We start from the raw sequence: 13,628 nt of genomic DNA, 5'->3' as shown, positions 1-13,628 counted from the left end.
CATTCTGCCTGACTGTTCCGGGCTCGCGGGAACTCACGGGAAAGGCCCCGTCATAGTCCGGTCATTGGGAGCCGCCCGGAACCCGTGCCTGCGCCTACGCCGGCCGAGCCAGCCGCCCGGAAGATTATCCAGAGTAATTCAAAATAGGCTAAGCTGTCCTGCGAACGTACGGCGGACCCCGCCAAGGCGCATCCTGCACGCGGTACGGTGGGAATGACGCACGGACGGCGCTCGAGGAGCTGAGCTGAATGACGGATCTGATTGATACCACCGAGATGTATCTTCGGACCATTCTGGAACTTGAAGAAGAGAACATCATCGCGCTCCGCGCCCGCATCGCCGAACGGCTCCGCCACTCCGGGCCCACCGTCTCCCAGACCATCGGGCGCATGGAGCGCGACGGCCTCGTCGTCGTTTCCGGCGACCGGCACCTTGAGCTGACGGAAACGGGCCGGAAACGCGCCATCGAAGTCATGCGCAAGCATCGCCTCGCCGAACGCCTGCTTGCCGACGTGATCGGCCTCGACTGGGCCTACGTCCACGAGGAAGCGTGCCGGTGGGAACATGTGATGAGTGAACGCGTCGAGCGGCGCATCTTCGACCTGCTCAACCACCCGACTGTCTCCCCGTACGGAAATCCGATCCCCGGGCTTGCCGAGCTCGGCGGCCTGCCGTCCAAGGCCCGCACCGACGGGGTGGTGAACCTGCTGGAAGCCATGGCCGGCTACGGCGCGGGCTCGCGGATCACCGTCAACCGCCTGGCCGAGCCGATCCAGGTGGAGCCTGAACTGCTGGTCCAGCTCGATGAAGGCGGAATCAGACCGGGCGCCCGGGTCTCCTTGGAACGGGTGGGAGAGTATATTTCGGTCCGCGTGCCGGACATCGAGGGTGCCCTGGAGCTGCCGCCTGAGGTGGCCGCCCATGTGTTTGTGACGGTCGGCTGACCTCCGGGGCTGCCGGACATGGGACGTCCCGTGAGTTGTGCATGTCGAAGATCACGGAGTTATTACCGGTCGGTTTAATCGCCTATAGTTAAGGCCACTACCGATACCAAAGCGTTACCTGATCCGAAGCCGAGCCCTGCCAGCGGATCAGTCGCAGAGTCACCTGCTGGCAGGGGCGGGGGAACCATTTCCGGCTGTTTTTCCAACAGTCTCGGGGTGAAGTCCGTCAGCAGCATGCACACTCCACCGAGGACCCCCGGGATGCCTCTGTGCCTGGATGCTTGCCCTGGCGGGCCGGGTCTTTGATCTCTCTGACCCGAATCCGACAGCTAACTTCGCAGGCTATCCAGAGAGGAACCGTTCTTGACCACCCAGACCACCAGGGGCCGTCGCCGTGCGACCGGTCCCGCTCCGGAGCCGCGTCCGGCAGCGGCCCTGCAGGCCGCCCGCCCGCGGGACGCGCAGCGTGATGAACGCCGGGGCCGCCGAAGTCCGTTCCGCCAGGTAACGGACTTCGCCGCCGCCAGCGGTGTGGGGCAGAAGGCAGGGATCGCCCTCGCCGCCACGGGCCTGGTCCTGACGGTCGCGCTCCCCGCCACCGGCCCGGTGATGGCCACCGGCCCCGGAACTCCCGCCGCAGCCCAGCCGGACGTGACCGCCGCCGCCGCCAAGATCGATTTCAGCCGCACGGCCGTCAGCACCAAGGGCGATCCGGACGGAAAACTCAAGCAGCTCCTGAGTGCCCAGTCCGTCGGCACCATCACACGCGCCGCGTCGGCCGGCACCCTCGGCGCCCCGCTGGAGCAGATGGTCACGGCCTCGCCCTTCGGCTACCGCGTCAGCCCGATCACGGGCGGCGCCGGCGAGTTCCACCGGGGCCAGGACTATGCGGCCCAGTGCGGAACGGCAGTCCACGCAGCGGCCAGCGGCACCGTGACGTTCTCGGGCTGGCACCCTTACGGCGGCGGAAACCGCATCGTGATCGACCACGGCAACGGCCTGGAGACCACCTACAACCACTTGTCCTCGTCCTCCGTCCATGTCGGCCAGAAGGTCTCCCGAGACGACATCATTGCGATGAGCGGCACCACCGGCGCCTCCACCGGCTGCCACCTCCACTTCGAAGTGATGGTCAACGGCGACGTCGTTGACCCGCTGGGCTGGCTCTAGGCCAAGCCGATGGATTACTCTCGAATTCCTCTGACACGCCGTGATCTGAATGTGACATTGAATCCGGACTCCTGTACCGTATGAGGTACGCCAACTCCTCCGGAGTTGGCGCTCTTGAGTGGATTGCCTAACTCTGCCACCGCTCAAGGTCCGTTCGCATGACATCGTCTGGCAGGGGCGGGGGAACCAATTTTGGTCTTCGCAAGAAGGCCTTGGGGTTAAGTCGCAAAGCTTCCGAAGGAAGCAGCGTGGCCGGGTGACTCCCATCCGAATCCGACAGCTCACCTCGCAGGCATTGGGAGAGGCTACTTTCGTGACTTCACGCCACAATGCTGCGCGCCACCGCGCTGGCGCGGCTCGTACGAGCCCGCTGAAATCCAAGTCCCGTGCTGCCCTTGCCGGCGCCCGGATTGGAGCTCACACCGCCGTCTCGATCTCTACTGAGACCGGCCCGCAGGCCAAGCACCTGCATGCAGTTCCCGCTTTTGGCGCGTCTTCGCAGTACACCCTTCGCTAAGTAACCCATTCGGGGCGATCCGGCGTACCCCCAAGATGCCGGAGCGTCCTCTGTTCGCGCCCAAAAGGCGCGATCCAAGGATCACGAAAGAGAGAACTTCATGACTACTCGTGCAATCGCACGGCACCGCGCCGAGGTCACCAAGACCAACTCGCTTGCTGTCATCGCCAAGGCTGTCGGCGACAACGCCGGCGGCATGGGCCGCCAGGCGGCCGTCATCGCTGCCGCATCCGGTCTGGTCCTGACCAGCGGTATCGCAGCCAACGCTGCCGAGACCAACGTTCAGCGCGAATCCACCTCCGCTTCCGCCCTGGACGTCCAGTCGGCTGCGCCGGCAACGATTTCCGCTGCTTCCACGATTGCGATCTCCTACGAGAAGCCGGCCGTGTCCACTTCGCCGGCTCCCGTCGTCGAGGCCGCCAAGCCCGTGGTCAAGGTCCAGGACTCGACCGGCGCCGCTGCGACCGGTGGCACCCAGCTCGCAGCCGCGGGCTCCGCGCTGGCACCGGCCGGCATCGGCAGCGGCGCAACCGTCGCTGCTGCAGCCTACGCACAGATCGGCGTTTCGCAGGACTGCACCGCGCTGGTCACGAACGCCCTGGCTGCGGCTGGCGTCAACTTCCACGGCTGGCCGGCAGGTTACCTGTCCCTGGGCCGTACCGTGAGCGCCGCCGAGGCACAGCCGGGCGACCTCGCCTACTACCAGAACGGTGGCGCGGGCATGGCCCACATCGCTGTTTACGTCGGCAACGGCATGGCCGTCCACGGCGGCTGGAACGGTGGAACCACGTCCCTGCAGACCGTCAACGTCGGCTCGGGCCCGGTCTTCATCCGCGTCGGCGGCTAGGCCGCAGGCTCAACCCAGCTGCAACCCGGCCTCAACAGGCTGGATCAGCTCAAGATTTGAAGAGGACCCCTGCCCCTGCGGCAGGGGTTCTTTGCATTGCCGGGGAATGAATTTCCCGGATCACGGACCGGGGCGGCCGAAAAAATTCGGTGATACGGCACCTGAGTGTTTACTCTTGTGGTGTCGATCCATAGCCCGACCATGCAGAGGGCAGCCGGCCCTCGTGCCCCTGGCGGGTGCGGCCGTGAAGAGGTATGTGCATGCGCACGCTCGTTCTGAATGCTGGATATGAACCCCTGGCGGTTGTTACCTTCCGCCGGGCGCTTGTTCTTGTGTTGACCGGAAAGGCCAGTGTGGTGGCCGAAGGGGAGGAGCCCGTCGTCGGGCCCCAGGACATACTGGGCCGGCCCTCGGTCATTCTCCTGCACCGCTACATCAGGCCCCGCTACAACACGATAACGGCGGTCAGCCGGCGCGGTGTGCTCCGCCGGGACGGGCAGCGCTGCGCCTATTGCGGGAAGGGCGCCCACACGGTGGACCATGTCCACCCGAAGTCCCGGGGCGGGGCGGACTCGTGGGAAAACCTCGTGGCCGCCTGCCTGCGCTGCAACAATGCCAAGGGGGACCACACCCCGGCGGAAATGGGCTGGAAACTGGGCTTTGTCCCGGCGCCGCCGAAGGGCACGAGGTGGCAGATCAAGGAACTCGAAAAGCCGGCGCCGGACTGGGATCCCTTTCTGCTGCCGGAATCCGCGGCCTGAAACCGGCCCCCGGAAGGGCGCACCGGCGCAGCCGGACGAGCACAGCCGGAGGGGCGCACCCGTCCGGCCCGTGGCCGGGCTAGGCTGGGCCGGTGGAATTTGATGCGGTTATTCTCGCCGGGGGGCGGTCCTCCCGTTTAGGCGGCGCGCCCAAAGCCGGACTCCGGTACGACGGCGCCACCCTCCTCGATCTCGCGCTGCAGGCGGCCCGCGGCGCACAGGCGATCGCCGTCGTCGGCCCGGACCCGGGGACGCTGCCGGCCGGCGTGCTGAACTGCCGGGAGGACCCGCCGTTCGCGGGTCCGGCCGCAGCCATCGCCGCCGGGCTCTCCGCCCTGGAACAGGACTATGCCGCCCGCCGCGCCGCGGGCCCGGCACCCCTGACCCTCGTCCTGGCGTGCGACATGCCGCGCGTGGACACGGCGGTGCGGTCGCTCGCCGCAGCCGTGGACGACGCCGGACAATCCGGCCGAGACGGCGTCATGGCGCTCTCCGCCGACGGACGGAAACAACCCCTGATCGGTTTCTATGGCACGGCGGCGCTGCACCGCTCCGCCGCGGAAGCGGCTCACCGGGGTGCGCTGAAAGACGCCTCGGCATTCGCCCTTCTTGCTAGTCTTGAGGTGCGGGCAGTTCGTGTCCCCTCCGGTTCCACAGACGATGTGGACACCTGGGACGACGCCTCCGCCCTGGGGGTAACCGGCCGGATCCAGGGCAACGATCCGGGCGGCCGGCCCGGAGCTCCGCAGCTGAACTCGACTTTGGAGGCAAACGGTGAAAAGCCAGGATGAAACGCTGGAAGACTGGTGCCGTGCGCTGCTCCAGGCACTGGAGCTGGAAGACGTCGAGATCGACATCAACGAGGTCCTTGCCCTGGCCGGCGTGGCAGCCCATTCCGTGGTGCGCCCCGCCGCCCCGCTGACCACCTTCATCGCGGGCTTTGCCGCGGGGCTGGCCTCCGGTTCAGGGCAGGCCACCGACGCCGTCGCCATGCAGGCCGCCGTGGGGGTGGCCCGGGCACTCGCCTCGGGCTACGCGGCCACCGAAGTCTCCGGGACATGACCCCAGGACCCCCACACGGCGGTGCAGCCGCTGCCGGGGATGAGTACGGCTCCGATGACGCCGCCGCTCTGCCGGGCTCTGTTCCCGCCGCTGTTCCCGGTGCTGCTCCCGCCGCTGCTCCCGGCACGGGCGGGGCCGCAGCACCGGCACCGCACCGGCACCTCGCCCACACCTGGCATGAGGCCCGGCAGCTCGCCTTCGACTGTGCCGCCCCCATCCCCGCCGCCCCGGTGGTCCTCCGGCAGGCGTTGGGCCGCACACTCGCGGCGGACGTGGCCGCGCTGCAGGACATGCCGCACTACGCGTCGTCGGCCATGGACGGCTGGGCCGTCAACGGCGGCGGGCCGTGGATCCTGGCCGAACCGGGCCAGCGGCTGGCGCCGCACCAGGCAATTCCCATTGTCACGGGCGGGCTGATCCCGCCCGGCGCCAAGGCGGTGCTGCGGAGCGAGAGCGGAACCGTGGCCGCCGATGAGGACGGGCTGCCGGTCCTGAAGACCAGTGGTACCGCCAGGCCGGGCGAGCCGCACAACGGCCAGCACATCCGGAAGGCCGCGCAGGAGGCGGCCGCCGGTGAGCTGCTCATCAAGGGTGGCACGCTGCTCAACCCCGCCCACCTGGCGCTTGCCGCCCTGGCCGGCTACGACACCCTGCCGGTGCTGGGCAAGGCCGTGGTCCGGCTCGTGCTCACCGGCTCCGAGGTGGTCTCCTCGGGCCTCCCTGGACCAGGCGAGGTGCGGGACACCTTCGGTCCCCAGCTCGCCGGCGTGGTGGCCATGCTCGGCGGGATCTGCACCGAAGAGGTGAAGATCGGGGACGGCTACGCTGAATGGCTTGCCGCCCTGGAGGACACCGAACCCGGCCCGGACGCCGGCGGTGCCGACGGGGCTGACGGGGCCGCCGGTTTTGTCGGGGCCGCTGCTGAGAGCCTGCCCGCCGACGTCGTCATCACCACGGGCGGCACGGGCGCCTCCGGCACCGACCATCTCAGGCACGCCGTCGCCGAACTGGGCGGACGGCTGCTGATCGACGGCATCGCGATGCGCCCGGGCCACCCCGCCGTGCTGGCGGAGCTGCCGGACGGCCGCTTCATCCTGGGCCTGCCGGGAAACCCGCTGGCCGCCATGATGGCGCTGTGCACCCTCGGGGGTCCCCTGTTCGCGGCGCTGGGGCACGGATCGCTGCCGCCTGTTTCGGAAGTACCCTGCGGGTCGATGATCGACGCCGATCCCGGCCGGACACGGCTGGTGCCCTACCGGCTGCTCTATGGCATGGCGTCGCCGGCGCAGCATGCCGGCCCGGGAATGATGCGCGGACTCGCCGCCGCCGACGGCGTCCTGGTGGTCCCGCCGCACGGCGTTCAACTCGGCGAGCCGGTCCCGGCTTTCGCGCTCCCGTGGGGTGCCCCCATCCCGGAACCGGGCTCCGCCGCAGTGAAAGCCAAAACGGCCGCGAAAAGGCCGGCCAGGAAACCGCCCGCCGGCGGCGGGCCGGTGGACTGGAGCGCGCTTCTTGGCTGACGCCGGTACTGCCGCCGGCCGCTGGATTGCCGGGCCCGCTCTTGCAATGATGGATTCAGCGGAAGATCCGCACAACATGTTGGTTAGGAGTACCCGATGGGCCGCGTGACACAGCGCCGCAAGGTGCACAAATTTGTCCTCGACGGCTCACCGCAGGCCCTCGAATTCCCGGTCCGCCACCGGGAGGACGTGCTCGCCGTGGAGGAACCCCTGGAAATCCGGCTGGGCCAGCTCTCCTTCTCCGTCACCATGCGCACCCCGGGCCACGACTTCGACCTCGTGGCGGGGTTCCTGGTGTCCGAGGGCGTCATCTGGAGTCCCGAGCAGCTTGTCTCGCTGCGGTTCTGCGCCGGCGAAGACGAGGACGGGGTCCAGACGTTCAACGTCGTGGAGGCCCAGCTGCGGCCCGACGTCGTGCGCCCGGAGACAGGCCGGAACGTCTACACCTCCAGCTCCTGCGGCATCTGCGGCACCGATTCGATCGAGGCGGTGCGCAAGTCCTCGCACTTCAGCCCCGCCTCGGACCCGCTGGTGCTCCCGGTCCGGACGCTGGCCGCCCTCCCGGGGCTGCTGCGGGAGTCCCAGGCGGTCTTCGACGCCACCGGCGGCGTGCACGCCGCCGGACTCTTCCGGATCGCCGACGACGGCTCCGCCGAGCTGCTGTGCCTGCGCGAAGACGTGGGGCGCCACAACGCCGTCGACAAGGTGGTCGGCTGGGCCTTGCGCGAGGGTCTCCTTCCGCTGGCCGGCACAGTGCTGCAGGTGTCGGGACGGGCGTCGTTTGAGCTGGTCCAGAAAGCCTCGCTGGCCGGGATCCCGGTGCTTGCCGCGGTCAGCGCGCCCTCCAGCCTGGCCGTCGAGCTGGCGGAGGCCAGCGGGATGACCCTGGCCGGCTTCAGCCGCGGGGAGTCCCTGAACGTCTACGCCGGTGAGGGAAGGGTAAGCGTCCCGGTGGAACTCCCCGGTTAGCGGACCTTCCCGGCCAGCGGACGTCCTTGGCCGGGGGAGTGGCCGGGAGTAGGTTGTAGCCATCGGTTCGATGGGTTACAGCTTCGTCCCCGGCGCAAACGAGGATCACATTGCACGACGACCGCCGTCTTACGGAAGTCCGGCTGGACCGCTTCCTGCGCGACCGGATCATGCCGGCGGTGTATCCGCGCAGCGTCCCGCTGGCACTGAGCAGCTGGGACGTTTCCGGCGAGCCGGTGCCGGTGGGGGAGGCCCTCCGGCAGGAGTTCACACACCAGGAACAGGGCGCTGCCTGGGGTCCGCCCTGGAGCACCAAGTGGCTGCGCCTGCAGGGGGACGTGCCGGACTCGTGGGGCACGGCGCCGGGGACCGCCGTGGAAATCCTGGTGGACCTGGGCTTCAGCGCGGACCTGCCGGGGTTCCAATGCGAGGGCATCGCCTGGCGGCCGGACGGGACCATCATCAAAGCCATCTCCCCGCGGAACCAGTACGTCCCGGCGAAACTCCTCGGCGGCGGCAGTTCCGTTGACTTCTACGTCGAGGCGGCGGCGAACCCCGATCTGGCTCAGGGCTGGACGTTTGCGGCCACGCCGTATGGCGACAAGGCGACCTCGGGCAGCGAACCGAAATACCGGCTCGGGCGGATCGTCATTGCGGAGCTCAGCGAGACTGTCTGGGAGCTGCTGCAGGACACCTGGACCTTACGCGGACTCATGCACGAGCTGCCCATGGACCTGCCCCGCCGCCACGAGATCCTGCGCGCGCTCGAACGGATGCTGGACATCCTGGACCCGGAGGACGTCCCCGGCACGGCCGGCGCCGGCCGTGCGGCCCTGGCCGGTGTTCTGGCACGGCCGGCCTACGCCTCCGCCCATCAGCTGCTGGCCACCGGACACGCGCACATCGACGCCGCCTGGCTGTGGCCGGTGCGGGAGACCATCCGCAAGTGCGCCAGGACGTTCGCCAACGTGGTGGCACTGATGGAGGAGCACCCGGAGCTCGTGTTTTCCTGCTCCTCGGCCCAGCAGTTCGCCTGGATCAAGGAATCCTATCCTGAGCTGTTCGGCCGCATCCGGGAAAAGGTCAAAACCGGCCAGTTTGTCCCGGTCGGCGGCATGTGGGTGGAGGCGGACTCCAATATGCCCGGCGGCGAGGCAATGGCCCGCCAGTTTCTCGAAGGCAAAGCCTTCTTCCTGGCGGAGTTCGGCGTCGAATGCCAGGAGGCGTGGCTCCCCGACACCTTCGGGTACTCGGCGGCGATGCCACAGATCGTGAAGGCCGCCGGGGGCCGGTGGTTCCTGACCCAGAAGATCTCCTGGAACCAGGTCAACAAGATGCCGCACCACACCTTCAACTGGGAGGGAATCGACGGCACCCGGCTGTTCACCCACTTCCCCCCGGCGGACACCTACAGCTCCGAGCTCAGCGGCAGGGAGCTGGCCCACGCGGAACGGAACTACCGGGACCACGGCCGGGGGACCATCTCCCTGCTCCCGTTCGGCTACGGCGACGGCGGCGGCGGCCCGACCCGGGAGATGCTGGCCGCCGCCCGCCGCACCGCGGACCTCGAAGGCTCGCCGAAGGTGCAGATCGGCACGGCCGCGAGCTTCTTCGCCCGCGCGCAGGCGGACTACGAGTCCCTCCCCGTCTGGGTGGGGGAGCTGTACCTCGAGCTGCACCGCGGGACCTACACCAGCCAGGCCAGGACCAAGCTGGGGAACCGGCGCAGCGAGCACCTGCTCCGGGAAGCCGAGCTGTGGTGCGCCACCGCCGCGGTGCGTGCCGGCCGCAGCTACCCGGCCGCCGAGCTCAAGCGGCTCTGGCGCCTGGTGCTGCTGCACCAGTTCCACGACATCCTCGCCGGGAGCGCCATCGCCTGGGTCCACCAGGACGCCGAGCGGAACTACGCCGCCGTCGCGGAAGGGCTCGAAGCAATCATCGCCGGCGCTGCGGCCGCGCTGGTGGGCGCCGGCGGGCGGGACTTCCTGCTCAACGCCGCTCCGCACGAGCGCCAGGGCGTTCCCGCCCTGGCCGCGGCCGAGCCGGTCCGTCCCGGACAGCCGGTGTCCGTGACCGGGTCCGCGGGCGGCTACATCCTGGACAACGGCATCATCCGCGCCGTGGTGGACGCGGACGGCCTGCTGGCATCGCTCACGGATTACGCCAGCGGACGTGAGGCCATCGCGCCGGGGGCGCCCGGCAACCTCCTGGAACTGCACCGGGACACCCCCAACGAATGGGATGCCTGGGACATCGACGCGTTCTACCGCCGGAACGTCGTCGCGCTGACCGGCGCCCGCTCGGTGACCCTGGAACGGCGCCCCGGCGGGGAGTGCCCCCGGAGGGAAAGCAGAGTGGAAAGCAGAGGGGACTGCGCACCCGCCGTCGTGGTGGAGCGGCTGGCCGGCTCCTCGGCGGTGACCCAGCGGATCGTGCTGGAGCCGGGCGCGCCGTCCCTGACGATTTCCACGGCGGTGGACTGGCAGGAAAACGAAAAACTGCTCAAGCTCGGCTTCCCGCTCGACGTCCGGGCAGACCGCTCGGCCTCGGAGACGCAGTTCGGGCATGTGTTCCGTCCCACCCACCTCAACACCTCCTGGGAAGCGGCGAAGTTCGAGATCTGCGCGCACCGGTGGATCCACGTCGCCGAGCCGGGCTACGGGGTGGCGGTCTCCAACGCTTCCAGCTACGGCCACGACGTCACCCGCAGCATCAGGGAGGCCGACGGCGGGACGACCACGACGGTGCGCGTCTCGCTCCTGAGGGCGGCCCGATTCCCGGATCCCGGCGCGGACCGTGGCCACCACGAGCTGACAGTGACCATCAGGCCCGGCGCGGGCATCGCCGACGCCGTCGAGGAGGGCTACCGCACCAACCTGGCACCGCGCGTGGTCAAGGGTGACCACGGGGTTGAACCGCTGTTCACGGTCTCCGGCACCGGCCTTGTCATCGAGGCGGTCAAGCTGGCGGAGGACGGCTCCGGCGACGTGATCGTGCGCCTGTACGAATCCCTGGGGGAACGGTCAGCCGGACAACTGAGGGCCAACTTCGACGTCACGGGTATCCATACCGTGGATCTGCTGGAGCGCCCGGTGGCTGCCCCGGGGGTCACGGCCGGCCGGGATTCGGCGGAGCTGGTGCTCCGGCCCTTCCAGCTGGTGACCGTGAGGTTTGTGCGCTGAGAGCGGGGGAGGCCGCCGGTTTCGGACAGGATCATCGTCCGTTTCTGTGCACTCCGTGCCCCTGGAGTCCGTACCTGTGCAGGGCTGCGCGCGGGCTGCGGGGCGGCTGGGCGATCAGCCCGGAGAACCAGAACAGGGCCAGGCCCAGGACATAGCCCAGGACGGCTGTGTAAATGACGACTTGCTGCCCGGGGGCCCAGTCAGCCGGCGCAAAGGAAGCCGGCATGCTCACGGCCACGGACAGCGCACCGACGAACATCAGGAAAGCTCCCGCCCTGACGAGCCGCGGCAGCCGGCTCTTCACGGTGGCCAGCAACGGCGGCATGAGGACGAGCGAGACGAACGCCGGGTACGTGAGGCCGGCAGCGGCGTAATAGGGAACGAGGCCGGAGTTCCGTCCTCCGCTGTCCGTAACTCCCAGCAGCCCGGCCGATGACCCCCGTGTGTCCATCAGGAAGAAGGTCGCCGCCACGGCCAAGCAGCCAAGTCCCAGGACCCAGCGGCCCGTTGCGCCGGCAATGAGACGGTGGCCGCGGACGGCAGCCAGTCCCGTGGCGACCCGCAGCCCGATCAGTAAGGTCACCGCCAACACGAGGTACCTCAGGATGAGGTCGGTGGCATTCCAGCCCCCCAGCACCTGGTCTATGGCTTCGTAGGGGCCTGAGATACGGAGCAGGCTGCACAGGGTGGCCAACAGCAATATCCAGAACACGATCCTGTTCCGCCCCTGGATGGCGTCCGGAACGCGGACGAGAAGGACCACGCCACAGACGATCAGCGTGGTCCATTCAAGTATTGCCATGGCCGGATTGTCTCACAGCCCCCAGCCCGGCGGTGCCGGCGAAAGTCCCGTTAAACAGGCTGAGTGGTAGCGGTCCTCCCGGACCGCTACCACTCATCCCCCCAATGGCGCTTGGACGGCTGCATCGGCGTCGCACGGCTGAATTCCGTTCACGAAGCGATCCCCGCTTTCACACATTCATGATTCTTTCACGGTCTAATGATTTTGTGAATGGTTGTGTCGTGATATTTCGCCGGGCGCCGTTTTCTGCCTTGCTGTCCGCTTGGCCATGATGCTCCCGAGCCAGATCAGGGCGAGGCCCAGCACGAGGCACAGGATGGCAGTGTAGTTGAAGATGAACCGCAGAAATCCCAGGGCAGGAGGAATTACCGGAGACAGCAGGCTGAGGGTGATGGCGATGGACCCAACAGCCAGCAAGGCAGCGCTGAATCGCACGTGGACGGGCAGCCTGCTCGCGAGCGTCCGCACCATTGCTGGCAAAAGGGTCAAGGTGACATACGCGGGGTACAGGCGTCCGGCAGCCCCATAGAATTCCACCAACGCGGCGTTCCTGGCGTCTTTGGCGAAGACCTCGGCGAGCCCGGCTGACGAGCCGGCGGTGTCCATCATGAGGAAGACAATGACGACCGCCAGCGACGAAAATCCCAGCACCGCCAGCCCGACAGGGCCCGTGATGAGCCGGAGGGCATCCTTCGCGCCGAAGCCCCGGGCGACCCTGAACCCGAGGATGAACACGCAGGCGAAAATGAGGAAGCGGAGGACGAGGTTGGTCAGGTTCGTGCCGCCCATGACGTGGTCGACCGCCTCATAGGGTGCAGCAATGCTCAAAAGGGTGGCCAGCGTCATCAACAGGAAGAGGAAGAAAAGAGACCTGTTATGCCCCCGCACCGCACTCGGAATGCGGGCGAGCGCGACGATGCCGCAGGCTGCCAGGGTGGTCCATTGCAGGATCGCGATCATCCGAGGTTCTCCCAAATCTTTTCTGTTTGTGCTTGTTCGTGTTCCTGGCGGCGGAGCGCCTTGCCAAGGGTTTGCAGGCGTTCGCCGGCAAGGGCCGCGAGCTCACCGTCGGACAAGGCGTCGAGGGCCCTCTGCCTGGCCCCCGGCGGCCAGCCTGCTTCGGCTTCCGTAATCAGGCCGGCTGCGACGAGTCCGCCGGTGAATCCTACGCCTGCCTCGCGGGCGGTCGCGACGGCCAGCTCCGGGGAGAGCCTGTTGGCGGTCAGTTGCGCCGAATAGTTCTGCGGTGCGACGCCGGTGGCGGCCGAGACGCGGTGCCGCAGCTCGCCGTCGTCGATCGCGTCCACCCAGTTCCGGACGGAGGTGGCATGCGGGGCCGGGCTGAGCTCCGGCGTGGCCGCCGCGGGAACGTCCGCTCCCGGACTGAGCTCCGGCAAGGCCGCCGCCGAATCCGAGCGGTCGATGACCGCGCGCAGCAGGTCCATGGTGGCGATCTGGCTGACGAGTTCCGCAGGGGTCGGCGGCCGGGTGTTTCCGGCGAGTTCCGCGTAATTCTCGAACGAAGCCAGCTCCTGGAGCGGGCTGCGCTGCAGGGCCCGGCTGATGCTCACGAGCGTGGTCTCCGCCACCTTGCCGCGTACCAGCTGCTGGGCCAGGGTGGTCCGCTTGATGCCGGAGGTCCGGCAGATGTCGGCCGTGCTGGTGGCCGGAGCGACGTCATGGAGCCAGTGTTGGAATGCCTTGGCGGGTAACGGCATCTAAAGTTTCCTGCGCGGTCGGTCGGGACTGCCGGTGCCCTCGTGTGGGCGCGCAGCGGTTTCCGGCTCAGCGATTTTACGTAGAGGTCTGATGCAACTATGCTAAGTGGTCGAACCCGCTGGTCCGTACACCCCC

General features: G+C 68.4%; 12 protein-coding genes and 2 riboswitches. Of the genes, 9 read left to right on the top strand and 3 right to left on the bottom strand.

Annotation, left to right across the window (positions count from 1 at the left end):
• Positions 1 to 248: 248 nt before the first annotated feature.
• From ACQCSZ_RS15815 to ACQCSZ_RS15775, 9 genes are all read left to right on the top strand, one after another.
• Complete coding sequence (locus tag ACQCSZ_RS15815; protein ID WP_427004677.1) at positions 249 to 944, top strand: metal-dependent transcriptional regulator; 696 nt, start codon at positions 249 to 251, stop codon at positions 942 to 944.
• Positions 945 to 1,091: 147 nt separating this feature from the next.
• Positions 1,092 to 1,303, top strand: a riboswitch (cyclic di-AMP (ydaO/yuaA leader).
• Positions 1,304 to 1,307: 4 nt separating this feature from the next.
• Positions 1,308 to 2,114, top strand: a complete 807-nt coding sequence (locus tag ACQCSZ_RS15810; protein WP_427004676.1) for a M23 family metallopeptidase — start codon at positions 1,308 to 1,310, stop codon at positions 2,112 to 2,114.
• A 149-nt stretch (positions 2,115 to 2,263) separates the two neighbouring features.
• Positions 2,264 to 2,423: riboswitch (cyclic di-AMP (ydaO/yuaA leader) on the top strand.
• A 308-nt stretch (positions 2,424 to 2,731) separates the two neighbouring features.
• A complete protein-coding gene (locus ACQCSZ_RS15805) occupies positions 2,732 to 3,478 on the top strand; it encodes an NlpC/P60 family protein (protein ID WP_427004675.1) in 747 nt (248 codons plus the stop codon).
• A gap of 260 nt (positions 3,479 to 3,738) precedes the next feature.
• Positions 3,739 to 4,239: an HNH endonuclease gene (locus ACQCSZ_RS15800; RefSeq protein WP_427004674.1), complete on the top strand. Its 501-nt coding sequence runs from the start codon at positions 3,739 to 3,741 to the stop codon at positions 4,237 to 4,239.
• A gap of 92 nt (positions 4,240 to 4,331) precedes the next feature.
• Positions 4,332 to 5,030 (top strand): molybdenum cofactor guanylyltransferase, encoded by a 699-nt coding sequence (gene mobA / locus ACQCSZ_RS15795; RefSeq protein WP_427004673.1) that lies wholly within the window; start codon positions 4,332 to 4,334, stop codon positions 5,028 to 5,030.
• Positions 5,014 to 5,301: a DUF6457 domain-containing protein gene (locus ACQCSZ_RS15790; RefSeq protein WP_427004672.1), complete on the top strand. Its 288-nt coding sequence runs from the start codon at positions 5,014 to 5,016 to the stop codon at positions 5,299 to 5,301. The genes mobA and ACQCSZ_RS15790 overlap by 17 nt, the downstream gene beginning before the upstream one ends.
• Positions 5,298 to 6,821, top strand: coding sequence for a molybdopterin-binding protein (locus ACQCSZ_RS15785; protein ID WP_427004671.1), 1,524 nt, complete (start codon positions 5,298 to 5,300; stop codon positions 6,819 to 6,821). Before ACQCSZ_RS15790 ends, ACQCSZ_RS15785 begins: the two co-directional genes overlap by 4 nt.
• Positions 6,822 to 6,917: 96 nt before the next feature.
• Positions 6,918 to 7,790, top strand: a complete 873-nt coding sequence (gene fdhD / locus ACQCSZ_RS15780; RefSeq protein ID WP_427004670.1) for a formate dehydrogenase accessory sulfurtransferase FdhD — start codon at positions 6,918 to 6,920, stop codon at positions 7,788 to 7,790.
• A gap of 110 nt (positions 7,791 to 7,900) precedes the next feature.
• Positions 7,901 to 10,972: an alpha-mannosidase gene (locus tag ACQCSZ_RS15775; RefSeq protein WP_427004669.1), complete on the top strand. Its 3,072-nt coding sequence runs from the start codon at positions 7,901 to 7,903 to the stop codon at positions 10,970 to 10,972.
• Between the two features lie 31 nt (positions 10,973 to 11,003).
• Here the strand turns inward: ACQCSZ_RS15775 and ACQCSZ_RS15770 are convergent, their stop codons facing one another.
• The 3 genes from ACQCSZ_RS15770 to ACQCSZ_RS15760 all read right to left on the bottom strand — a co-directional run bounded on the left by ACQCSZ_RS15770 (position 11,004) and on the right by ACQCSZ_RS15760 (position 13,492).
• Positions 11,004 to 11,774: a hypothetical protein gene (locus ACQCSZ_RS15770; RefSeq protein WP_427004668.1), complete on the bottom strand. Its 771-nt coding sequence runs from the start codon at positions 11,772 to 11,774 to the stop codon at positions 11,004 to 11,006.
• Positions 11,775 to 11,969: 195 nt separating this feature from the next.
• Positions 11,970 to 12,734 (bottom strand): hypothetical protein, encoded by a 765-nt coding sequence (locus ACQCSZ_RS15765; RefSeq protein ID WP_427004667.1) that lies wholly within the window; start codon positions 12,732 to 12,734, stop codon positions 11,970 to 11,972.
• Complete coding sequence (locus ACQCSZ_RS15760; RefSeq protein ID WP_427004666.1) at positions 12,731 to 13,492, bottom strand: hypothetical protein; 762 nt, start codon at positions 13,490 to 13,492, stop codon at positions 12,731 to 12,733. The genes ACQCSZ_RS15765 and ACQCSZ_RS15760 overlap by 4 nt, the downstream gene beginning before the upstream one ends.
• Positions 13,493 to 13,628: the final 136 nt, after the last annotated feature.

This window comes from Pseudarthrobacter sp. H2, from assembly GCF_050157045.1.
Classification (GTDB): domain Bacteria; phylum Actinomycetota; class Actinomycetes; order Actinomycetales; family Micrococcaceae; genus Arthrobacter.
This window is presented reverse-complemented; position numbering and strand designations above follow the sequence as displayed.

Coding starts and splice junctions, on each gene's coding strand:
- ACQCSZ_RS15815 (WP_427004677.1), top strand. CDS start 249: ATGACGGATCTGATTGATACCACCGAGATGTATCTTCGGACCATTCTG.
- ACQCSZ_RS15805 (WP_427004675.1), top strand. CDS start 2,732: ATGACTACTCGTGCAATCGCACGGCACCGCGCCGAGGTCACCAAGACC.
- ACQCSZ_RS15800 (WP_427004674.1), top strand. CDS start 3,739: ATGCGCACGCTCGTTCTGAATGCTGGATATGAACCCCTGGCGGTTGTT.
- ACQCSZ_RS15785 (WP_427004671.1), top strand. CDS start 5,298: ATGACCCCAGGACCCCCACACGGCGGTGCAGCCGCTGCCGGGGATGAG.
- fdhD (WP_427004670.1), top strand. CDS start 6,918: ATGGGCCGCGTGACACAGCGCCGCAAGGTGCACAAATTTGTCCTCGAC.
- ACQCSZ_RS15770 (WP_427004668.1), bottom strand. CDS start 11,774: ATGGCAATACTTGAATGGACCACGCTGATCGTCTGTGGCGTGGTCCTT.
- ACQCSZ_RS15765 (WP_427004667.1), bottom strand. CDS start 12,734: ATGATCGCGATCCTGCAATGGACCACCCTGGCAGCCTGCGGCATCGTC.
- ACQCSZ_RS15760 (WP_427004666.1), bottom strand. CDS start 13,492: ATGCCGTTACCCGCCAAGGCATTCCAACACTGGCTCCATGACGTCGCT.